Here is a 20176-nt window from a genome sequence, read left to right on the forward strand (position 1 = left end):
TCGTCCGGGAGGAGGGACGTCGATGAGCACGAAGGACTTCGTCGAGAAGGACTACTACAAGGTCCTCGGCGTCCCCAAGGACGCCACCGAGGCCGAGATCAAGAAGGCGTACCGCAAACTCGCCCGCGAGTTCCACCCGGACGCCAACAAGGGCGACGCCAAGGCGGAGGAGCGCTTCAAGGAGGTCTCCGAGGCGAACGACATCCTCGGTGATCCCAAGAAGCGCAAGGAGTACGACGAGGCGCGCGCCCTCTTCGGCAACGGCGGCTTCCGGGCCGGTCCCGGCGCCGGCGGCGGCAGCTTCAACTTCGACCTGGGCGACCTCTTCGGGGGCGCCCAGGGCGGCGGGGCGGCCGGCGGCTTCGGCGGCGGGCTCGGCGACGTGTTCGGCGGGCTCTTCAACCGGGGCGGCGCGGGCCCGGGCACCCGGACCCAGCCGCGCCGCGGCCAGGACCTGGAGTCCGAGGTGACGCTCAGCTTCACCGAGGCGGTCGACGGGGCCACGGTCCCGATCCGGCTCTCCAGCCAGGCTCCCTGCAAGGCCTGTTCGGGCACCGGCGACAAGAACGGCACGCCCCGGGTGTGCCCGACGTGCGTCGGCACCGGACAGGTCTCGCGCGGCACCGGCGGCGGCTTCTCGCTGACCGACCCGTGTGTGGACTGCAAGGGCCGCGGTCTGATCGCGGAGAACCCCTGCGAGGTCTGCAAGGGCAGCGGCCGCGCCAAGTCCTCGCGGACCATGCAGGTCAGGATTCCGGCGGGCGTCTTCGACGGCCAGCGGATCCGGCTGCGCGGCAAGGGCGCGGCGGGCGAGCGCGGTGGCCCCGCGGGCGACCTGTACGTGGTCGTCCACGTGGACAGCCACCCGGTCTTCGGCCGCAAGGACGACAACCTCACCGTCACCGTGCCGGTCTCCTTCGCGGAGGCGGCGCTCGGCGGCGAGGTGAAGGTGCCCACCCTGGGCGGGCCGCCGGTCACCCTGAAGCTCCCCGCGGGCACGCCCAACGGCCGTACGATGCGGGCCCGGGGCAAGGGCGCGGTCCGCAAGGACGGCTCGCGCGGGGACCTGCTGGTCACCGTGGAGGTCATGGTGCCCAAGGACCTCGGCGACAAGGCGCGCGAGGCCCTGGAGGCGTTCCGCGAGGCGACCGCGGACGAGGATCCGCGGGCAGAACTGTTCCAGGCCGCGAAGGGAGCATGAGATGGACGGCCGACGACGCAATCCGTTCGAACTGACCGATGAATCGCCGGTGTACGTCATCTCGGTCGCCGCTCAGCTCTCCGGTCTGCACCCGCAGACCCTGCGCCAGTACGACCGCCTCGGCCTGGTCTCGCCCGACCGCACGGCCGGGCGCGGCCGGCGCTACTCGGCCCGCGACATCGAACTGCTCCGTACGGTGCAGCAGTTGTCGCAGGACGAGGGCATCAACCTGGCCGGTATCAAGCGCATCATCGAGCTGGAGAACCAGGTGGCCGCGCTCCAGCAGCGCGTCGCCGAGCTCTCGGCCGCGGTGGACGGGGCGGCGGCCGCCATGCGGCAGCGCGAGGCCCAGGTCCACGCGTCGTACCGGCGCGACCTGGTGCCGTACCAGGACGTGCAGCCGACCGGCGCCCTGGTGGTCTGGCGGCCCAAGAGGCCGAAGGACACGCACTAGCGCGGTCCACCGCCCGGACGCGACACCGGTGGCTCGACGAACGAACGAGAGGGCCCGCGGTCCCCACGAGGGGGCGGCGGGCCCTTTCGCGTGGGCGCGCGGGACCCGGCGCGGAGTGCGGCCCGCGCGCGGCATCCGGGGCGCGGCCCCGGCGTGCGGCCCGGGGCCTTCCACCGGTGGCCGCCGGTCAATGGCCCGTGCCCTGCCAGAGGCTCACCGCGAGGGCCGCGCACGAGGTCAGGGCGGCGATCGCGGGCAGCGGCCAGCGCCCGCGCTCCAGGGCGTCCAGACGGTCGTCGTGTTCTCCCAGCGTCTTGTCGGTCTGGTCGGCGCGCTGGAGCAGCAGTGCCAGGTCGCCCCGCGTGGTGGCGAACCCGACCTCCACCGCGCGCCGCAGCCGTTCCAATTCGATCGCGACTCCTTCGGCCTGGCCGGTGTTCACCATGAGGGCTCCTTCGGTAGATGGCGGATCAGGACCACGAGCCGGCGGGAGGAGAGCCGGCCGCGGTGCCAGTCCAGGAGGTCCACGCCGTAGTGGCGCAGGAGCGCGGCTTCCAGCGCCTCGGCGTTGTCCTCCACGTACACGCCGAGGCGCAGCCTTCCCCCAGGCCGAGCCCGGTGTCGCGGCCCCAGGAGGCGAGGACCGCCTCGATGTCGTGCGGTGAGGGGCGGTGGCGGCGCAGCCGGGCCGACTGGGCCCCGCCGAGGAGGAGTTCGAGCGAGGCGCCCAGGTCGTCACCGCCCAGGGCGCGCAGGGCGCGGGCCGTAGCGCGGGTGAGTTCGCCGGGCAGTTCGAAGAGCTCGCCGCCCAGCTCGAAGGCCCAGGAGCGGCCGGACGCCTCCAGGCGCTGGGCGCGGGCCGCGTCGGCGCGAGGGGCGCCGGGGGCGGGTGTCGCGGGTGGTGCGGCCATGGTGCCTCCCTCAAATGGCCGGTTCCGTAACGGGGTTGAGAGCCGGATCGCCGTACCCGCCGGGCGGGTCAGCGGATACAGTCGGTGTCACCTCTACGGGTGAGGCAGGGGAACAACGTGACCGTGAACGTGGACGAGCGCGAACGGCTGGCCGAGCGGTTCGAGGCCAACCGCACCCATCTGCGGGCCGTCGCCTACCGGATACTCGGCAACCTCAACGAGGCGGACGACGCCGTCCAGGAGGCCTGGCTGCGCCTCAGCCGCACCGACGCGGGCTGTGTGAAGAACCTCGGCGGCTGGCTCACCACCGTCGTGGGCCGCGTCTGCCTGGACATGCTGCGCTCGCGCGACTCCCGGCGCGAGCTGCTGTACGACGAGCCCGTGCCGGTGCGCGGGCGCGGGCACGAGGAGCCGGGCGACCCGGAGCACGAGGTGCTGCTCGTGGACTCGGTGGGCCTGGCGATGCTGGTCGTCCTGAACACGCTGGCGCCCGCCGAGCGGATCGCCTTCGTGCTGCACGACATGTTCATGGTGCCCTTCGACGAGATCGCCCCGGTGGTGGGGCGTTCCACGGTCGCCACCCGCCAGCTCGCCAGCCGGGCCCGGCGCCGGGTGCAGGAGTCCGCTCCGGTGCCGGACGCGGACCTGGCCCGCCAGCGGGAGGTCGTCGAGGCCTTCTTCGCCGCCTCGCGCGCCGGGGACTTCGACGCGCTGCTCGACCTGCTCGACCCGGACGTGGTGGTCCGGGCCGACCGGGCGACCGTGGAGGTGGGGGCGATGGGCGAGGTCCGGGGCGCGGCGGCGGTGGCCGGCACGTTCAACGGCCGCGCCCACACCGCCCAGCTCGCCCTGGTGGACGGCACGGTGGGAGCCGTGTGGGCGCCCGGGGGCGAGCTCAAGGTGGTCATCGGGTTCACCCTGGCCGGGGGCCGGATCACCGGGATCACGCTGCGGGCCGACCCGGACCGGCTGCGCCGTCTGGACCTGGCGGTCCTGGCGGCGTAGGAGGCACGGGCCGGGCCCACGCCCGGCGTTCGCGGGACGGCCGTGGGCCCGGTGGACGCGGTGCGGTGCGGTGCGGTGCCGTGCGGTGTGGTGCCGCGCCGTGCCGTGCCCGAAGCCGGGCGCGGAACGGCGCGACCGGCCGGGCACGGTCCGGGTCCGCACGGGGTCCTGCGGGTCAGAAGGCGACGATCCCCTCCGATCCCGGGGCAAGCCCGCCCGCGCTGGGCGCGAGCACCCCGGGGCTGATCACCCGCGGCGGGTCATCGGCCACGCCGAAGCCCTTCAGCGTGGTCAGCCCCGCGCTGGACTCGATGCGGTAGGCGCTGATCGACATCTTGTCGCAGTACGGCGTCCCCTCCACGTAGGTGGGCAGCCGGGGGTCGGCGATCTTCTCGTCGATCCCGGCGGTCAGCACGTACAGGTACAGGCCGTCGTTGGTGATGGCCATGTCCTGGGTGGCGTGCGAGTTCTTGCTGACGGCGAGGTGGCCGTCGGCCGGGAAGAGCGTGATCTCGCCCCGCTCGTCGATGCGGAAGGCGCCGATCGAACCGCTCTGGGCGTTCGCCACGTACACCACGCCCGGGTCCAGGACGCTGTTCGCCGTCCAGCAGGTGGTGAGTTCGGTGGTGGTCACCGACGCGCTGATCACCTGGAGGGTGCCGTCGCGGCCGACGTGGTACGTGGACATGGAGCCCAGGAAGCCGGGTGCGCCGATGATCTCGGTGACCATCAGCACGTCGCCGTGGAAGGTGGCGGTGAAGGGGGCGAGCCCCGCGGACTGGTTGCGCACCGGCTCGCCCACGCGGCCGTAGGCGTCGACGGGGAAGACGTCGATGATGTTCGTCTGCCGCTCGGTGACGATCAACCGGGTGCCGTCCGGCGTGAACTGGATCTGCGAGGGGCCCGCCCCCGCCCCGCCGATCAGGGCCTTGCGGGAGCCCTCCACCGGAGTGAGCGAGCCGTCGTCGCCGACGCGGAAGCCGGCGATGGACCCGTCGGTGGCGTTCACGGCGAACAGGAGGTTGCCGTGGACGGCCACGCTCACCGGGCGGACACCGCCGGCGGGGACCCGGCTGACCAGCCGCAGCCGCTCGCCCTCGACGGCGAGCGAGGAGACCTCGTCGCTGCCGGAGTCGACGCCGAACAGGAACCGCTGGTCCTCGGAGGCGATGAGCGAGCCCTGCGAGACCAGCGGGTCGGAGGTGTCCTCCAGGTCGTAGCTGCGGCCGACGCCGAGGCCGCCGGTCGGGTAGGTGCCCTTGCGGGTCAGGTTGCCGTAGACGTCACGGGCGAAGACGGTCACCGAGTTGCCGGTCTCCTGGTTGCTCATCACATAGACGAAGCCGCCGCGCCGCGCCGGGGGCGGGGGCGGGTTGTCGCCGGGGTGACCGGAGCCGGAGGCGGTCACGGCGCGGGTCTGCGCGCCGGAGGTCTCGTTCGTATCCATGGGGGACTCCTTCTTCTTGGCCTTCTCGGCCTTCTCGGCCTTCTTGGCATGCGGCTTTCGGCCGCGGGGCAGCAGACGCACGGTGTACGGGCCCTAGGCCGCGGGACCGGCCGCGCGGGAGGCACGCAGGCCGTGGGCGGCGATGTCGTCGGCGATGTCGAGGCCGAGGCGGACGCCGCCGATGTTGAGGCTCAGGTCCATGTCGCCGGAGGCGTTCGGGACCCAGCCGTCGTAGTTCCAGTGCACGCCGAGGAAGACCCGGCTGAGGCTGTTCTCGCGGATCATGTCCCAGAGCCCGCCGGGGAAGGTGCGGACCACCCGGGTGCGGGCGATCCCGTTGGTGTCGGTGGTCGTGCCGTTCAGCTCGTCGGAGACGAACTCGAGACCGGCCGCCAGGTTGTCCGGCCCGTAGGAGCCGTGGCGGTAGAACTGCCGCACCGACTGGAAGGCCGCCGCGCCGAAGGTGGCGTGGCCCGAGGGGTAGGACGGGAAGTTCGGCGTCCGGTTGACCCGGCCACCGGGGTTGTTGGTGTTGGGCGCGCCCAGTGGCAGCCACTCGGGATCGGCGTCCGCGCCGAGCGGCGCCCCACCGGTGCCGGCCGGGCCCGAGGAGGGGTCGTGCTCGCGGATGCCGACGACCGGGCGCCACAGGTCGTAGACGTACTTGTCGGTCCAGGCCAGGATGCCCGCGTCGGCCATCGCCGCGTTGAGGAGGGCGAACAGCCGGGCGTTCTGCGCGGTGTCGTTCCGCTGGGCCTCGGCGACCTTGCGGACGATCATGTTGTAGAGGCGCGGCGGCGTGCCCAGGCCGATGACCCCGTCGTACGCCCAGAACACGCCGATGGCCGTCTCCCGCGGGGTGCGCCGGCCGGCCCGCAGGTCCTCGGGGAGCGCGCCCGCCAGATGCGTCGCGATGCCCTTGGCGCGGACCTGGCGCAGCGCCGCCTCGTACCGCGGGCTGCCCGGCCGCGGCGGGGCGTCCAGGTGGTGGCGGGTGGTGGCCGCGAAGAGGTGGGAGCGGGCGCCGTAGTACGCGGCGTACACGCTCTGGCCGGGGTCGACCGGGTCGGGGCGGTGGTGTCCGCGGGCGGTGGAGTAGACGTAGCCGTCGTCGCCGAGGCCGGGGTCGGCGCCGCGCAGCGACAGGAGCGCGCGGGCGACCCGCAGGCCGAAGGCGTGGCCGGGGCCGGTGCCGGGTCCGGACGGCAGGGCGGCGGCCCGGTGCTGGGCGTTGAAGTACTCCTTCTGGGCCGGGTAGAGGGCGCTGAGCGTGGCGTGCGCGGCGGCGGCGACGGCCGCGTCGGAGGAGGCGCCGGCCGGGGCCTCGGGCAGCGAGTCGCCGAGGTAGCAGTCGTGGCCGGGGTGGATGGCGAAGTAGGCGTCGTGCATGGCGAGATGGGTCAGGGCCAGCGCCCGGGAGGCGCCGCACGGGCCCCGGGTGCCCGCCTCGGCGGGGGCGCCCGTGGTGTGGGTCGTGCGGTCGGCCTCCAGGGCCACCGCGTTCCAGAACAGGATCTGGTCCACTGGGGACTCCTTTCACGGTGGTGTGCCGCAGGCACGGCCGCGGCGCCCTTCTCCTGGGCGGAGGGGCGTGAGGGAAGCGGCCGGAGCAGCACGAAGCGGCAGACCCGTCGCCCCGGATGTGGGCGCGGTTCTGCCGCTGCTCCCAGTGTGATCGGGGGTGCCCGATCCCGCAACAGGCCTGCTCGGGGCGGGGGTTGGGGCGTGAGCGGGGACAGCGGAAGGGCCCCACCCGGGGTGCGGGTGGGGCCCTGCGGAGAACGGGTCACGCCAGGCGGAGAGCTGGTCACGCCAGGCGGCGGAGCGGGCCGGGTCAGTGGTGCGGGATCTCGTCGCGGTGGACGGAACGCTCCGCCGCGAACACGTCCTCCAGCCGGTAGAGCAGCCTGCGCCCCTGCCGGCCCGAGGCGCGCAGATGGCCCAGCTGGACCCACTTGCGCAGGGTCGCGGGCGAGACGGCCACCTCGGCGGCGGCGAGCTCGCCGGAGACCAGGCCCGGGGCCGGGAAGGCGGTCACGAGGCCTCCTCCAGGTCCGTGCGGACGACATGGCGGCACACGGGGTTCACACAGAGCACGGCGCCGCGCTCGGGGAAGACGCGCAGCGACACCGAGGCGCACGCGGGACAGCGCCCGCCGATCCGGATCATCTGCTCCGGGTCCCCTAGCTCGCGGGCACAGCGCCGGGCCATCCGCCGGGTCTCGGCCGTCACGTGCGCGGCGAGGTCCGGCAACTCGTCCACGGCGTCGAGGAGTTCGGCGATACGGGCCAGCCGGGCCACCACCGGGGCCGGGGCGGGCGGGCGCAGGCCGAGCCGCTCCCGTACCGCCTCCTCCAGCTCGACCACGCCGTCGGTGATGTCCCGTACGGCGTCGGAGATGTGCAGCCGGATCGGGGCGGTGGTGGAGCGGAGCGAGCCGCCGGGCCGCTCCCGCGGGCCCGCCGGGGACGGCGCCAGCTCCGCGAGGAGGTCGGGGAAGCGGCGGGCCAGCGACTGGAGCCACACCGCGTCCGCGCGTCCGCCGCTCATCGCTCCGCCTGCCCGGGCGCGGGCGTCGGGGGCCGTTTGACCTCGCGGCCGTTGCGCCAGAGCCGTCCGCCGCTCACCCCGTCGAAGAAGGTGTGCGCGGGGTCGACGACCACTTCGCACTCGGTGCGGATGGGACACTGATTGCATGCTCGCAATACCGGTTCGGCGTCGGAGGGGACGCGGGCGAACACGGACTGTTGTGGGAGGTTCGCGCAGGCGGCGGCCCTGCGCCAGTCGAGGTCGTCCGCCGCTCGGGACAAGTACGAGGTCATATGGGCTTTTCGAGTGGTCAGGTGTGCGGGCACGTGCAAACCCCTCCCCACGTATGGGAACACGAGTTCGGCAAATTGCGAACGCGTGATCAGGGTGACACGGTGCGTGCGCGTACGCAAGCGACTCATGCGTGCGGGCGCGCACCTACTGTCGCGCGAGCGCCCCGGGGGTACGCTGTCTCCCGCGACGAGGGAGAGCGACCACATGGGTTCGAGCGCACGGGCCGGCGCCCGCAACGAACAGGGCTACCGCGGCGACGGCGGTCGCGGTCATGCGGACGGGCTGGAGGAGTTCGCCGCCTGGATCGAGCGCCTGATGCGGCTGCGGAACTACGACATCGACAGCCCGCGCGGGGGCGGCAAGTCCAAGCTCGCGGACGACGCCGGGGTCCACCGGGCCGCCGTGAGCAGGCTGTTGCAGCGCCAGAGCATGCCGGACCTGGAGACCATGCGCAGACTGGCGGCGGTGCTCGGCGTACCGCTGCGGGACATGCTCATCCGCTCCGGCAGGCTCTCCGAGGACGATCTGCCGATCGCCGTGGGCCGGGGCGGGCAGGACGGGGAGGGCGCGGTGCCGCTCGGCCCCGAGGAGGCCGCCCGGCTCATGGGGGTGCCCGAGGAGCTGCGCGAGCTGTTCGTACGCGTGACGAAGGCGTTCCTGCCGGACGGACGTGAGGGGGCCGGCAGCCCGGGGGTGTGAAGGAGGGCGGGGGATGGCGGACGGCGACGGTTCAGGAGGCGAACAGGACGCTCTGGCCGAGGTGTTGGGCGGCCTGTTGATCGAACTGGGGGAGAAGGTCCGGCGCGCCGGCCTCGACGGCGTACGGGTCCTGACCGACCAGGAGCTCCAGCACGAGCAGCTCCGCTGGTTCCGCGAGGGCTGGGAGGAACACGCCCGCGTCGGCCGCGGGGCGGACGCGCAGGGGCGCGCCGCCCGGCGGGGCGAGGACGGGCCGCGGCCCCCGGTGGAGGAGGACGCCTGTCACGGGGGCGACGGCGAACGGGACGCGGCCGGGCACCCCGAGGCGGGCCAACCGCCGCCGTCCGGGCGGCTGTTGCGCTTCCCTCAGACCCCCGACGGCCGCCTTGGCCACCCGCTGCCGATCGTCGGCACCGGCGAGGCGCGCGGCAGGGACCTCATGCCGCACCGCCCGCGCGGGCGCCAGCGCGGCCGGCCCGCGGACGACGGCGACCCGCCGGGCAGCCACCCGCACGTATGAGACCGGGCAGCCACCCGCACGTATGAAGGGGAGAGGGCGGCCGCTCCCGTACGAGGTGCGCGGGGCCCGGCTCAGTCGTCCTGCTCCAGGATTCCGGACTGGGCGATGAGATAGCCGAGCTGGGCGCGGCTGCCGCTGCCCAGGGCGGCGTTCAGCTTGGCGATGTGGGCGCGGCAGGTGCGGACGTTCATCCCGAGGCGCCGCGCGATGGAGTCGTCCACGTGCCCCTCCACGAGGAGTTTGGCGATGGAGCGCTGGACGCCCGTGATGCCCTCCGCCTTGGAGGAGCCGTACGGGACCTCCTCCTCCCACGGCACCGCGTGCAGCCAGAACTGGTCGAAGACGCCGACCAGATACTGCACCAGGCCCTCGTGCCGCAGCTCCAGCGCGACCCGGCGGTCGCTGCGCGCGGGGATGAAGGCCACCCGGCGGTCCACGATGATCAGCCGGTCGATGATCTCTTCCAGCGTGCGGACCTCCAGGCCGTAGGGCGCGATGCGCTCCACGTACCCGATCGTCGCGGAGTGGTGGCGGGCGGTGTGCTGGTAGAGGGTGCGCATCCCGACGCCCCGGTCGAGCAGTGGCTGGACCCGGCGCAGGCCCGACTCCAGGGTCTCGGGTCTGCGTCCGCTGCCGGGCTGGATGGTGAGCAGTTCCTTGGTGCACTCGTCGATGACGCGGTCCAGCGTCGCGTTGATGAGCTCCAGGCCCTCCAGGACCGTGATCGCGTGGGTGCTCGCCGCGTCCTCGCTGGTGATCGCCATGAACGGCTCGAAGGTGCTGGCCAGTGACATCGACAGCTTCCTGCGCTCCTGGATCTCGCGTTCCAGGGGCTGCACGAGCTGGTTCAGGACGACGGAGGGAGGGACCGGCCGCAGCTGCTCCGCGTCGTCCGCGTCGGGCCGCAGCAGCGCGAGATCGATGAGACAGGGAGCGGCCTGGGCTTCCGTGCGAGTTATTCCGCCGGTACGCAACGCGGTGGCGTAGAGGGTCTTGCCCATCTCGCACAGGTCTGTAGGGCCATGACTATGTCCGAAGTGCCCCTGATACAACCGGATTACACCCCCCTCATACTCCTGAATTACAGGAACATGATGCCTGGCCTCGCTGGTGGAAGCGCTCAGAGTGAGCCATCGTCTTATGCGCGGGGGGAGGGAATGATCATAAAGAGGTGGAGATCGGCCATGAGCAGGATGGTTCGAGCACTTAGCGCTATAGCCGTTGTCGCGGCTGCTCTTTGCGCTCTCGCCGCGAGTGGGGAACCCACGTGGGAGAGCAAGCCGTCCCACGGAACCGTGGCGGCTCCGGGAGAGCCCACCTGGGAGCACAAGCCGGTGACGCGGGTCCTGGCGGCTCCAGTGGAGCCTACCTGGGAGGTCGCGCCCGCGGGTGTAAGCGCATGAGCCTCCCGCCGGACGACCGGGTCTTCCGGCGCGAGATGGCCACGGCCTACCGCTCGGGGTGGCACTTCATCGACCTCGTCACGGCGATCCCCCACCGTGGCGATTCGTTGATGGTCACCCTGTTCGGCGAGCCGATCCTGGTCGCGCGCGAGGACGACGAGGACGTCCGTGCCTACCGGTGCCTGCGCCGGCCGCGCGGGGCGCCGCAGCCGATTCGCTGTGCCGTGCGCTACGGCATGGTGTTCGTCAATCTGGACCAGCGAGACCACCAACTGTTCGACCCCGAGTCGTCTACCGCCACCCCCCGCAGTGCCTGAAGCGATTCCCCCGTCGTTGTAAATCGCTCAGGCGCTTCCCCCACACAGCGGCGCCATCGTGGACCTGAACACGGTGGCGCCGCTGTGCTGCCCGGGTACGGGCCCGCCCGCGCCCCGCGCGCGTGGCCGGGCCCGGCTCAGCCCCGGCCCATCGCCCGCTCCAGGACGATCTCGATCAGCACCCGGTCCGGGTTCTCGCGCGGCGTCCGCCCGTACCGCTCGGCGTACCGCGTCACCGCCTCGGCGATCGGCCCCGCCTCCGTCCGTACGTACGCCCGGCCCTCCAGGGTGGCCCAGCGGCGCCCGTCCACCTGGCAGACCGCGACCCGCGCTCCCTGCTCACCGGCCGCCAGCACGTTCCGCACCTTCCGGCTGGACCGGTTGGCGATCACCCGCGCCACGCCCGCCTCCGGGTCGTAGGTGACCCCCACCGGCACCAGGTGCGGGCTGCCGTCCGGGCGCGGAGTCGTCAGCGTGCACAGGTGGCGCTCGCGCCAGAAGGCGAGATAGGCCGCGTCGGGCTGCCGGGGGTCCACAGGGGTACGCGTGCGGGAGGCCGGGACGGCCGCCGTGTCCGTGCTCGTGCTCATGCGCCGAACCTACGCGGAACTCGTCCCCGCCACCTTGAGCGGAATGGGCTCAACTTTATGTACGCTGGATGAGTCATGGATTTCGTACCCCCTGCGCCGAGGAGGAGAGACCGCGCGTGGACGCCGAGCTGACCAACAAGAGCCGGGACGCGATCAACGCCGCGAGCAGCCGGGCCGTGTCCGACGGACACCCCGACCTGACGCCCGCGCACCTGCTGCTCGCCCTCCTGACCGGCGAGGAGAACGAGAACATCACCGACCTGCTGGCCGCCGCCGGGGCCGACCAGGCCGCCGTCCGGTCCGGGGCGGAGCGGCTGCTCGCCGCGCTGCCCAAGGTGGCCGGTTCCACGGTCGCCCCGCCGCAGCCCGACCGCGACCTGCTGGCCGTCATCGCCGACGCCGCGCAGCGCGCCAAGGAGCTGGGCGACGACTACCTCTCCACCGAGCACCTGCTCATCGGCCTCGCCGCCAAGGGCGGCCGGACCGGCGAGCTCCTCTCCCAGCAGGGCGCGACCGCCAAGAAGCTCCTTGAGGCATTCGAGACAGTACGAGGAGGACGGAGGGTGACCACCCCCGACCCGGAGGGCCAGTACAAGGCCCTGGAGAAGTTCGGCACGGATTTCACGGCCGCCGCCCGCGAGGGCAAGCTCGACCCGGTCATCGGCCGGGACCAGGAGATCCGCCGGGTGGTGCAGGTGCTCTCCCGGCGCACCAAGAACAACCCGGTGCTCATCGGTGAGCCCGGCGTCGGCAAGACCGCGGTCGTGGAGGGCCTGGCCCAGCGGATCATCAAGGGCGACGTCCCGGAGTCGCTGAAGAACAAGCGGCTCGTCTCGCTGGACCTGGGCGCGATGGTGGCCGGGGCGAAGTACCGGGGCGAGTTCGAGGAGCGCCTGAAGACCGTCCTGTCGGAGATCAAGGCGAGCGACGGCCAGATCATCACCTTCATCGACGAGCTGCACACGGTCGTCGGGGCGGGCGCCGGCGGCGACTCGGCGATGGACGCGGGCAACATGCTCAAGCCGATGCTGGCCCGCGGTGAGCTGCGGATGGTCGGCGCCACCACGCTCGACGAGTACCGCGAGCGCATCGAGAAGGACCCGGCCCTGGAGCGCCGCTTCCAGCAGGTCCTGGTCGCCGAGCCCACCGTCGAGGACACCATCGCGATCCTGCGCGGCCTCAAGGGCCGGTACGAGGCGCACCACAAGGTGCAGATCGCCGACAGCGCGCTGGTGGCCGCGGCCACCCTGTCCGACCGCTACATCACCTCCCGCTTCCTGCCGGACAAGGCGATCGACCTGGTGGACGAGGCGGCCTCCCGCCTCCGTATGGAGATCGACTCCTCGCCGCTGGAGATCGACGAGCTCCAGCGGTCGGTGGACCGCCTCCGTATGGAGGAGCTGGCCCTGTCCAAGGAGACGGACGCGGCGAGCAAGGAGCGGCTGGAGAAGATCCGCCGCGACCTCGCCGACAAGGAGGAGGAGCTGCGCGGCCTGACCGCCCGCTGGGAGAAGGAGAAGGAGGGCCTGAACCGCGTCGGTGAGCTCAAGGAGCGCCTCGACGACCTGCGCGGCCAGGCCGAGCGCGCCCAGCGCGACGGCGACTTCGACACCGCCTCCAAGCTGCTGTACGGCGAGATCCCGACCCTGGAGCGCGAGCTGGAGGCCGCATCCGAGGCCGAGCAGGAGGCCTCCAAGGACACCATGGTCAAGGAGGAGGTCGGCCCGGACGACATCGCGGACGTGGTCGGCTCCTGGACCGGCATCCCGGCCGGTCGCCTGCTGGAGGGCGAGACGCAGAAGCTGCTGCGCATGGAGGACGAGCTGGGCCGCCGGCTGATCGGCCAGTCCGAGGCGGTCCGCGCGGTCTCGGACGCGGTGCGCCGGACCCGGGCGGGCATCGCCGACCCCGACCGCCCCACCGGCTCCTTCCTCTTCCTGGGCCCCACCGGCGTCGGCAAGACCGAGCTGGCCAAGGCGCTGGCCGACTTCCTCTTCGACGACGAGCGGGCCATGGTCCGCATCGACATGTCGGAGTACGGCGAGAAGCACAGCGTCGCCCGCCTGGTCGGCGCCCCGCCCGGGTACGTGGGGTACGAGGAGGGCGGCCAGCTCACCGAGGCGGTCCGCCGCCGCCCGTACAGCGTGGTGCTGCTCGACGAGGTCGAGAAGGCGCACCCGGAGGTCTTCGACGTCCTGCTCCAGGTCCTCGACGACGGCCGCCTCACCGACGGCCAGGGCCGCACGGTCGACTTCCGCAACACGATCCTGGTGCTGACCTCCAACCTGGGCAGCCAGTACCTGGTCGAGCCGCTGACCAGCGAGGAGGAGAAGAAGCAGCAGGTCCTGGAGGTGGTGCGGGCGTCCTTCAAGCCCGAGTTCCTCAACCGCCTGGACGACCTGGTGGTCTTCTCCGCGCTCACCAAGGACGAGCTGGCCCACATCGCGGAGCTCCAGATCGCCCGCCTCGCCAAGCGCCTGGCCGACCGGCGCCTCGCCCTGGACGTCACCCCCGAGGCGCTGGCCTGGCTCGCCCACGAGGGCAACGACCCGGCCTACGGCGCCCGCCCGCTGCGCCGGCTCATCCAGACCGCCATCGGCGACCGGCTCGCCAAGGAGATCCTGGCGGGCGAGGTCAAGGACGGCGACACGGTCCGCGTCGACCGGGTGGGGGACGGCCTGAGCGTGGGTGCGGCGACCGGAAAGAGCCTGTAGCCGGGTGGCCGCGCCGGGATTCGGTCAGCCGTCAGCGGATACCCGTGGCGGGGGTTGCCAGCCCCCGCCCGGCATGGGAGAGGATGACCGGAACCGTACGAAGGAAGATTCACGATGAGCATCGACCCGTCCTCGATTCCGAATTTCGGGGCTCAGCCCGGCCCGCAGCCCACCGGTGGACCGGCCGGGCCCGTCGTACCCGACCAGGATCTGGTCAAGCAGCTCCTGGACCAGATGGAGCTCAAGTACGTCGTGGACGACGAGGGCGACCTCGCCGCTCCGTGGGAGGAGTTCCGCACGTACTTCATGTTCCGCGGCGAGGAGGACCAGCAGGTCTTCTCGGTGCGGACCTTCTACGACCGCCCCCACGGCATCGACGACAAGGTCGCGCTGCTGGAGACGATCGACGACTGGAACCGCCGCACCCTGTGGCCCAAGGTCTACACGCACACCCACGACGACGGCGCCGTCCGCCTCATCGGTGAGGCGCAGATGCTGATCGGCACCGGCGTCGCCCTGGAGCACTTCGTCTCCTCGACGGTCAGCTGGGTCCGCGCCTCGATCGAGTTCGACAAGTGGCTCGTGGAGCAGCTGGGCCTGGAGAAGGCCGTCGACGGCGCCGAGGGCGACGAGGGCGACGCGCCCGGCGACGACGCCTGACGCGCACCGCTCACAGCGCCATCGGGGCCAGCGTCAGCAGATACGCCCCGTACGCGAACGACAGCCCGGCCAGGGCCGCGGTCACCGTGACCGCCGCCCGCGGCCGGGCTTTCGTCAGCGCCGCCGCCAGCGGCAGCAGCAGCGGGAACGCCGGCAGCAGGAACCGCGGCTTGGACTCGAAGAACCCCGACCCGCCGACGGTGATCAGCACCAGCACCCCCGTGTAGACGAGCAGCGGCAGCGGCGGGCGCTCCAGCACGAACAGGGCGAACAGCAGCAGCGCCGCCACGGTGATCAGGAACGCCATCGTGTAGCCGAGGTCGAACGGCCCGGTGGCCAGCTTCCGTACGAAGCGCAGCGAGCCCCGGCCGAAGTCGAACCGGGACGTCCAGGCGGCCTGGACCGCGAAGTAGCCGCCCAGCGGATCACCCCTTCGGGCGCCGACCGACAGGACGTATCCGCACCAGCCCAGCGGCGCCACCGCCCCGGCCGCCCACACCCGCCAGTCCCGCCGTGCGCCCCGCCCGCCGCCCCACAGGGCCGCCGCGGCCGCCGCCGTGACCGCCGCGGCCACCGCGACCGCGTTGGGCCGCGAGAGGCCCGCCAGGACCGCCAGGCCGCCCGCCCACAGCCAGCGCCGCTCCAGGACCGCCCACAGCGACCAGGCGGCCAGCGCCGTCATCACCGGCTCGGTGTACGCCATCGACAGCACCACCGAGTGCGGCAGCAGCCCCCACAGCAGCACCAGCGCGGTCGCCGTGCGCCGCCCCGCCAGCCGCTCCCCGACCGCGTGGATCCCCCACGCCGCCGCCCCGGCCGCCGACCAGGACACCAGCAGCCCGGCCGTGCCGCCCGCCACCGGCAGCGCCGTCGTCACCAGCCGCAGCAGGCTCGGGTAGAACGGGAAGAACGCCAGATCGCTCTGGACCGTCCCGTCCGGCCAGTACAGCGTGCGCCCGTAGCCGTTCGCCGCGATCTTGATGTACCAGTCGGCGTCCCAGGCGGTGGCCAGCAGCGCACGCGGCGAGCGCCCCAGGTGCCAGGCCCACACCGCCAGGACCAGCATCCCGGTGAGCCGGGCGGCGGCGAACAGCCCGAGCGCGGGGGCCGCCCGGCGCAGCGCGGTCAGCCGGCGCGGCGTGGACAGGGCGTCCGCGGACCGGCGTACGAGGGCGGTGATCTCGGCGGACAGGGTGCACCTCCGGGCGCGCGCGTGGTCGGTCCTCCCCGGACTCTCGCGGCGCCTCGTCCCGCGAGCTCAGCCCGCGAGCGCCTTCAGCCGGGAGACGGCCTCTTCGAGCACACTCTCCCTCTTGCAGAAGGCAAATCGGACGAAAGGCGCGCCCGCGTCCCGGTGGTCGTAGAAGACGGCATTGGGAATCGCCACCACCCCGCAGCGCTCCGGCAGCGCCCGGCAGAAGGCGAAGCCGTCGCCGCCGTGCGAGAGCTCGCGGCCCAGCGGGCGGATGTCGGTGGTGACGAAGTACGTGCCGGCCGGGCGGTACACCCCGAACCCGGCCGCCGCCAGCCCCGCGCTCAGCAGGTCCCGCCTGGCCCGCATCTCCTCGCGCAGGGTGTCGAAGTACGCGTCGGGCAGCCGCAGCGCCTCGGCGACCGCGTACTGGAAGGGCCCGGAGGCCACGTACGTCAGGTACTGCTTGGCGGAGCGCACGGCCGCCACCAGCTCGGGCGCGCCCGTCACCCAGCCGACCTTCCAGCCGGTGAAGGAGAACGTCTTGCCCGCCGAGCCGATGGTGAGGGTGCGCTCGCGCATCCCCGGCAGGGTGGCGACGGGCACGTGCTCGCCGTCGAAGACCAGGTGCTCGTAGACCTCGTCGGTGACCACCAGCAGGTCCCGTTCGCGGGCCAGCTCCGCGATCGCGGTCAGCTCCTCGCGGCTCAGCACCGTCCCGGTCGGGTTGTGCGGGGTGTTGAGCAGGATCAGCCGGGTGCGCGGGGTGACGGCGGCGCGCAGCTCGTCCAGGTCCAGCCGGTAGCGGTCGCCGTCGGGCCGCAGCGTCACCGGCACGCGCGTGCCGCCCGCCATGGCGACGCAGGCCGCGTAGGAGTCGTAGTACGGCTCCAGCGCGATCACCTCGTCCCCCGGCTCCACCAGCGCGAGCAGCGAGGCCGCGATCGCCTCGGTGGCACCCGCCGTCACCAGCACCTCGCGGTCCGGGTCGAACGCCAGCCCGTAGCGCCGCAGCTGGTGGTCGGTGATCGCGGTGCGCAGCTCGGGCACGCCGGGACCCGGCGGGTACTGGTTGCCGCGTCCGTCGCGCAGGGCGCGCACGGCGGCCTCGCGCACCTCGTCGGGACCGTCGGTGTCGGGGAAGCCCTGGCCGAGGTTGATGGCTCCGGTCGACACCGCGAGGGCGGACATCTCGGCGAAGACCGTGGTGCCGAACTCGGCGAGGCGGCGGTTGAGGACAGGACGCGCGCTGGAGGTCATGGCGGCCATCCTGTGGGCAACCTCTGGAGTTGCTCAAGTCTGCTTTCGCGCGCGCGGGCCGAGGGCATCCCCCTGTCACACGATGCAGAAGGACGGTGGGGGAGATGGGATATGTCGTCGCGGGGGCCGTACTGGTACTGATCTGGTACGTCGTCGGCAGGGTCACCAGGGGAAGCAACGCCAGGTGGCGGCGGGGGTGGTACTCGTCCAAGGGGGGCGGCTCCGCCGGCGCGGCCGGCTCGTCGGGTCCCTGGTGGGCCGGGGACAGCGGGGGCGGCCACGGCCACCACGGCCACCACGGCGGCCACTCGTGCGGCGGCGGCCACTCCTCCTGCGGGGGCGGCTCGTCCTGCGGAGGCGGGGGCGGCGGCTGCGGCTCCAGCTGACGGCGTGCGGCGGTCGCGGCTGACACGGGGCAGCCGATTCCGTCCGCACGCCCCTTCCCGGCGCCCGGCGGGTCCGCACCCGCCGGGCGCTCCCGCGCGCACCCTCGCATTGAACAGGTGAACCGGCTTGCCTCCCAGGGGATGGAAACCACGTCAAGTTGGGTAAAAACGCTGTGAGCGCCGCGTACTTCATGATTCCCTCGCTGTTGAGAAACGCAGCCCACGGAACCTCCCCCCACCCGGGCGGACCCGAGCAGACGGTCCCCCCTTCCCCCGCACGGTTCCGGGGTGCCCCCGGTCGTCCACCCTCCCCATGTGCGTTTTGCGGAGCCCACCCATGCTCACGACTCTCAAGACCGCCTACACCGACACGCGTGCCAGCGACCTCGCCTGGGCGCTGGGCCGGGAGCCGCTGCCCGCCCTGGCCGTCCTCGACCTCGAACTGTCCGGCGCGAAACTCCAGTTGAGGCTCCTGGGCGCCTCCCACCAGGTGCTCCTCGAAGAGGAGCAGGGCTCCTGTTCGGAGACCGTCGCCTGTATGCCCGGCAGCAGCACCCCGCTCCCCCTCGGGGTGGCGAAACACCTCGGGGAGTGGGAGTACGAGTTCGCCGCACGGGTGGAGACGCTCTCCGGGGGCTCGTTCGCGGGGCGCGCGCAGGAGCTGCTCGCGCTGGTCGCCGACCATCCCAACGGCCTCGCGGGGACGTTTCCCGGCTCCCCGCACGCCTTCACCGCGATGCTCGCGCAGCGCAGCGAGGGCCAGGTGCGCTGGCGGACCTGGCACGCGTACCCGCAGGAGGGACAGTTGGTGGTGACCCGAACGAGGGTCGGTGTCCGGACGGCGGCGCCCCTCGCGCGGTGAGGATGCGTGCAGGCAGGAGGGGGTGCGCCGCCACCCGGGGGACCGTAATTCCCTCCGCCGTGCGCGAGTTGCACCCTTGTGGGTGACAAGGTGCCAGCGAGTCGTGACGTAGCGTTCCCATCATGATCGAACCGTCTGTGCCCGTCCTGCCCTGTGGCATCCCGCCGCCGGCACCCCGGCGCAGCACCGCGCGGTTCATCGTGCTCGGCACCGTGTTCATCTGCGCGGCCTGCGGACTCGTCTACGAACTCGAACTGGTCGCCCTCGCCTCGTACTTGATCGGCGACTCGGTCACCCAGGCCTCCGTCGTGCTGTCCGTGATGGTCTTCGCCATGGGCATCGGCTCCCTACTCGCCAAACGGCTGCGGGTGCACGCCGCCGTCGGCTTCGGCCTGATCGAGGCGGCCCTGGCGCTGGTCGGCGGCTGCTCGGCGATGGTGCTGTACGCGACGTTCGCCTGGCTCGGCGGCGCGCGCTACGCCCTGGTGGCCTTCTCGCTCGGCATCGGCGTGCTCATCGGCGCGGAGATCCCGCTGCTGATGACGCTGATGCAGCGCGTCTCGCGACAGGACCCGGGCGGCACGGTCGCGGACCTGTTCGCCGCCGACTACGTGGGAGCGCTCGTCGGCGGCCTCGCCTTCCCCTTCCTGCTGCTGCCGCTGCTGGGCCAGCTGACCGGCGCGCTGCTGACCGGCGCGGTCAACGCGGTGGCGGGCGGGGCGCTGGTGCTGTGGCTGTTCCGGCGCGATCTGACCCCCCGCGCCCGCTGGTGGCTGCTCGTGGCGAACGTTCTGGTCCTCGCCGTCCTGGCGGTCACCACGGCCCTGGTCGGCGCCTTCGAACAGGCGGCGCGGCGCGCGGTGTACGGCGGTCAGGTGCGGGTCGCGGTGCAGACCGGCGTCCAGGAGATCGTCCTCACCGGCAGCCGCACCGGGCACGGCCCCGGCGGCCCGCTCGACCTGTTCCTCGACGGCCGGCTGCGGGTCAGCGGCCGGGACGAGCACCGCTACCACTCGGCGCTCGTGGGCCCCGCGATGGAGTCCGGGCGGCACCGGCGGGTGCTGATCCTGGGCGGCGGGGACGGCCTGGCCGCGCGCGAGGCCCTGCGCTTCGCGGACGTGCGCGCGGTGACCCTGGTCGAGCTGGACGCGGGCGTGGTCGCCCTGGCCCGCCACGACCCGGCCCTGTCGGCGCTGAACGGCCACGCGTACGAGGACCGGCGGGTGCGGCCGGTGGTCGCGGACGCCTTCGACTGGCTGCGCGGGCCCGGCCGCTCGGCCGGGCCCTTCGACGTGGTGATCTCCGATCTGCCGGACCCGGGCATCACCCCGAGCACCAAGCTGTACTCGGAGGAGTTCTTCGGCCTGGCCGCGCGTGTGCTGGCGCCCGGCGGGCGCGTCGCGGTGCACGCGGGCCCGGTCGCGACGCGGACGCACACGTACTGGACGGTGGAGTCGACGGTCCGCTCCGCGGGCCTGTGGACCGTGCCCTACCGGGCGACCGGCCGCCTCACGGGCTTCACCGCGGGCCCCGACCGCGCCTCGGGCGCCACCGGGGCCCCGCACGACTGGGGCTTCGTCCTCGCCTCCCCGTCCGGCCCGCCGGGCGCCCCGCTCGCCCCGGAGCTGGAGCCCCTGGGCGAGGACCGCCCCCGCGAGGAACTGCCCCCGTCGACGCTGGTGCACCCGCGCTATACGGGATGACGGCGGGCCGCGGGGCCGCGCGGGCCCGT

Annotated in this window: 22 protein-coding genes; 11 read left to right on the forward strand and 11 right to left on the reverse strand. The window is 73.1% G+C overall.

The annotated features are described in order from the left end of the window. Window positions 1–22 precede the first annotated feature (22 nt). Both dnaJ and AC069K_RS11740 read left to right on the forward strand, forming a co-directional pair. On the forward strand, window positions 23–1201 hold the full coding sequence (gene dnaJ / locus AC069K_RS11735; protein WP_358836499.1) for a molecular chaperone DnaJ: 1179 nt from the start codon (window positions 23–25) through the stop codon (window positions 1199–1201). 1 nt (window position 1202) lies between these two features. Continuing rightward, window positions 1203–1655: a heat shock protein transcriptional repressor HspR gene (locus tag AC069K_RS11740; protein WP_358836498.1), complete on the forward strand. Its 453-nt coding sequence runs from the start codon at window positions 1203–1205 to the stop codon at window positions 1653–1655. 187 nt (window positions 1656–1842) lie between these two features. Here AC069K_RS11740 and AC069K_RS11745 read toward each other — a convergent pair whose 3' ends face one another. Next, a complete protein-coding gene (locus AC069K_RS11745) occupies window positions 1843–2100 on the reverse strand; it encodes a hypothetical protein (RefSeq protein ID WP_365100557.1) in 258 nt (85 codons plus the stop codon). A gap of 25 nt (window positions 2101–2125) precedes the next feature. After that, window positions 2126–2566, reverse strand: coding sequence for a hypothetical protein (locus tag AC069K_RS11750; RefSeq protein WP_478614803.1), 441 nt, complete (start codon window positions 2564–2566; stop codon window positions 2126–2128). Window positions 2567–2695: 129 nt separating this feature from the next. Here AC069K_RS11750 and AC069K_RS11755 point away from each other — a divergent pair, with 129 nt between their 5' ends. Further along, entirely contained in the window at window positions 2696–3571 is an 876-nt protein-coding gene (locus AC069K_RS11755; protein WP_358832239.1) for a sigma factor, read from the forward strand. 175 nt (window positions 3572–3746) lie between these two features. On the opposite strand, the gene AC069K_RS11760 is transcribed toward AC069K_RS11755, so the two are convergent. From AC069K_RS11760 to AC069K_RS11780, 5 genes are all read right to left on the reverse strand, one after another. Beyond that, complete coding sequence (locus AC069K_RS11760) at window positions 3747–5099, reverse strand: lactonase family protein (protein WP_478614806.1); 1353 nt, start codon at window positions 5097–5099, stop codon at window positions 3747–3749. A 12-nt stretch (window positions 5100–5111) separates the two neighbouring features. Continuing rightward, window positions 5112–6542: a vanadium-dependent haloperoxidase gene (locus AC069K_RS11765; protein WP_365100551.1), complete on the reverse strand. Its 1431-nt coding sequence runs from the start codon at window positions 6540–6542 to the stop codon at window positions 5112–5114. 310 nt (window positions 6543–6852) lie between these two features. Beyond that, window positions 6853–7056 (reverse strand): helix-turn-helix domain-containing protein, encoded by a 204-nt coding sequence (locus tag AC069K_RS11770; protein ID WP_478614810.1) that lies wholly within the window; start codon window positions 7054–7056, stop codon window positions 6853–6855. Beyond that, on the reverse strand, window positions 7053–7568 hold the full coding sequence (locus tag AC069K_RS11775) for a hypothetical protein (RefSeq protein WP_365100548.1): 516 nt from the start codon (window positions 7566–7568) through the stop codon (window positions 7053–7055). Before AC069K_RS11775 ends, AC069K_RS11770 begins: the two co-directional genes overlap by 4 nt. After that, entirely contained in the window at window positions 7565–7873 is a 309-nt protein-coding gene (locus AC069K_RS11780) for a WhiB family transcriptional regulator (RefSeq protein WP_478614813.1), read from the reverse strand. The genes AC069K_RS11775 and AC069K_RS11780 overlap by 4 nt, the downstream gene beginning before the upstream one ends. Before the next feature lie 283 nt (window positions 7874–8156). On the opposite strand from AC069K_RS11780, the gene AC069K_RS11785 reads away from it, so the two are divergent. Continuing rightward, window positions 8157–8540 (forward strand): helix-turn-helix domain-containing protein, encoded by a 384-nt coding sequence (locus AC069K_RS11785; RefSeq protein ID WP_358832238.1) that lies wholly within the window; start codon window positions 8157–8159, stop codon window positions 8538–8540. A gap of 13 nt (window positions 8541–8553) precedes the next feature. Beyond that, the gene (locus AC069K_RS11790; protein ID WP_478614816.1) at window positions 8554–9060 is read left to right on the forward strand and encodes a hypothetical protein; all 507 of its coding nucleotides are present in this window, start codon (window positions 8554–8556) and stop codon (window positions 9058–9060) included. Between the two features lie 71 nt (window positions 9061–9131). Here the strand turns inward: AC069K_RS11790 and AC069K_RS11795 are convergent, their stop codons facing one another. Next, the gene (locus AC069K_RS11795; protein WP_358832229.1) at window positions 9132–10061 is read right to left on the reverse strand and encodes a helix-turn-helix transcriptional regulator; all 930 of its coding nucleotides are present in this window, start codon (window positions 10059–10061) and stop codon (window positions 9132–9134) included. Window positions 10062–10459: 398 nt separating this feature from the next. Between AC069K_RS11795 and AC069K_RS11800 the strand changes: the two genes are divergently transcribed. Continuing rightward, window positions 10460–10780: a Rieske (2Fe-2S) protein gene (locus tag AC069K_RS11800; protein ID WP_283142738.1), complete on the forward strand. Its 321-nt coding sequence runs from the start codon at window positions 10460–10462 to the stop codon at window positions 10778–10780. A gap of 137 nt (window positions 10781–10917) precedes the next feature. Here the strand turns inward: AC069K_RS11800 and AC069K_RS11805 are convergent, their stop codons facing one another. Then, a complete protein-coding gene (locus AC069K_RS11805; protein ID WP_478614820.1) occupies window positions 10918–11370 on the reverse strand; it encodes a pyridoxamine 5'-phosphate oxidase family protein in 453 nt (150 codons plus the stop codon). Between the two features lie 116 nt (window positions 11371–11486). Here AC069K_RS11805 and clpB point away from each other — a divergent pair, with 116 nt between their 5' ends. Both clpB and AC069K_RS11815 read left to right on the forward strand, forming a co-directional pair. Continuing rightward, window positions 11487–14084, forward strand: a complete 2598-nt coding sequence (gene clpB / locus AC069K_RS11810; RefSeq protein ID WP_478614823.1) for an ATP-dependent chaperone ClpB — start codon at window positions 11487–11489, stop codon at window positions 14082–14084. Window positions 14085–14198: 114 nt separating this feature from the next. Then, on the forward strand, window positions 14199–14744 hold the full coding sequence (locus AC069K_RS11815) for a YbjN domain-containing protein (protein ID WP_358832226.1): 546 nt from the start codon (window positions 14199–14201) through the stop codon (window positions 14742–14744). Window positions 14745–14754: 10 nt separating this feature from the next. Here the strand turns inward: AC069K_RS11815 and AC069K_RS11820 are convergent, their stop codons facing one another. Continuing rightward, window positions 14755–15891: a hypothetical protein gene (locus tag AC069K_RS11820; RefSeq protein WP_365100654.1), complete on the reverse strand. Its 1137-nt coding sequence runs from the start codon at window positions 15889–15891 to the stop codon at window positions 14755–14757. 111 nt (window positions 15892–16002) lie between these two features. After that, complete coding sequence (locus AC069K_RS11825) at window positions 16003–17205, reverse strand: pyridoxal phosphate-dependent aminotransferase (RefSeq protein WP_478614825.1); 1203 nt, start codon at window positions 17203–17205, stop codon at window positions 16003–16005. Window positions 17206–17300: 95 nt separating this feature from the next. On the opposite strand from AC069K_RS11825, the gene AC069K_RS11830 reads away from it, so the two are divergent. From AC069K_RS11830 to AC069K_RS11840, 3 genes are all read left to right on the forward strand, one after another. Continuing rightward, window positions 17301–17582 carry a hypothetical protein gene (locus tag AC069K_RS11830; RefSeq protein ID WP_365100540.1) on the forward strand — a complete coding sequence of 94 codons (282 nt, stop codon included), beginning with the start codon at window positions 17301–17303 and terminating at the stop codon, window positions 17580–17582. 337 nt (window positions 17583–17919) lie between these two features. Continuing rightward, window positions 17920–18444 (forward strand): DUF2617 family protein, encoded by a 525-nt coding sequence (locus tag AC069K_RS11835; RefSeq protein ID WP_365100538.1) that lies wholly within the window; start codon window positions 17920–17922, stop codon window positions 18442–18444. Between the two features lie 122 nt (window positions 18445–18566). Continuing rightward, complete coding sequence (locus AC069K_RS11840) at window positions 18567–20147, forward strand: polyamine aminopropyltransferase (RefSeq protein WP_478614829.1); 1581 nt, start codon at window positions 18567–18569, stop codon at window positions 20145–20147. The last annotated feature ends 29 nt before the right edge of the window (window positions 20148–20176 follow it).

It is taken from the genome of Streptomyces sp. NPDC043908 (assembly GCF_056435525.1).

Bases quoted from the DNA above. Each gene is read 5' to 3' on its own strand.
- dnaJ (WP_358836499.1), top strand. From the start codon at position 23: ATGAGCACGAAGGACTTCGTCGAGAAGGACTACTACAAGGTCCTCGGC.
- AC069K_RS11740 (WP_358836498.1), top strand. From the start codon at position 1,203: ATGGACGGCCGACGACGCAATCCGTTCGAACTGACCGATGAATCGCCG.
- AC069K_RS11745 (WP_365100557.1), bottom strand. From the start codon at position 2,100: ATGGTGAACACCGGCCAGGCCGAAGGAGTCGCGATCGAATTGGAACGG.
- AC069K_RS11750 (WP_478614803.1), bottom strand. From the start codon at position 2,566: ATGGCCGCACCACCCGCGACACCCGCCCCCGGCGCCCCTCGCGCCGAC.
- AC069K_RS11775 (WP_365100548.1), bottom strand. From the start codon at position 7,568: ATGAGCGGCGGACGCGCGGACGCGGTGTGGCTCCAGTCGCTGGCCCGC.
- AC069K_RS11785 (WP_358832238.1), top strand. From the start codon at position 8,157: ATGCGGCTGCGGAACTACGACATCGACAGCCCGCGCGGGGGCGGCAAG.
- AC069K_RS11790 (WP_478614816.1), top strand. From the start codon at position 8,554: ATGGCGGACGGCGACGGTTCAGGAGGCGAACAGGACGCTCTGGCCGAG.
- AC069K_RS11795 (WP_358832229.1), bottom strand. From the start codon at position 10,061: ATGGGCAAGACCCTCTACGCCACCGCGTTGCGTACCGGCGGAATAACT.
- AC069K_RS11800 (WP_283142738.1), top strand. From the start codon at position 10,460: ATGAGCCTCCCGCCGGACGACCGGGTCTTCCGGCGCGAGATGGCCACG.
- AC069K_RS11805 (WP_478614820.1), bottom strand. From the start codon at position 11,370: ATGAGCACGAGCACGGACACGGCGGCCGTCCCGGCCTCCCGCACGCGT.
- AC069K_RS11815 (WP_358832226.1), top strand. From the start codon at position 14,199: ATGAGCATCGACCCGTCCTCGATTCCGAATTTCGGGGCTCAGCCCGGC.
- AC069K_RS11825 (WP_478614825.1), bottom strand. From the start codon at position 17,205: ATGGCCGCCATGACCTCCAGCGCGCGTCCTGTCCTCAACCGCCGCCTC.
- AC069K_RS11830 (WP_365100540.1), top strand. From the start codon at position 17,301: ATGGGATATGTCGTCGCGGGGGCCGTACTGGTACTGATCTGGTACGTC.
- AC069K_RS11835 (WP_365100538.1), top strand. From the start codon at position 17,920: ATGCTCACGACTCTCAAGACCGCCTACACCGACACGCGTGCCAGCGAC.
- AC069K_RS11840 (WP_478614829.1), top strand. From the start codon at position 18,567: ATGATCGAACCGTCTGTGCCCGTCCTGCCCTGTGGCATCCCGCCGCCG.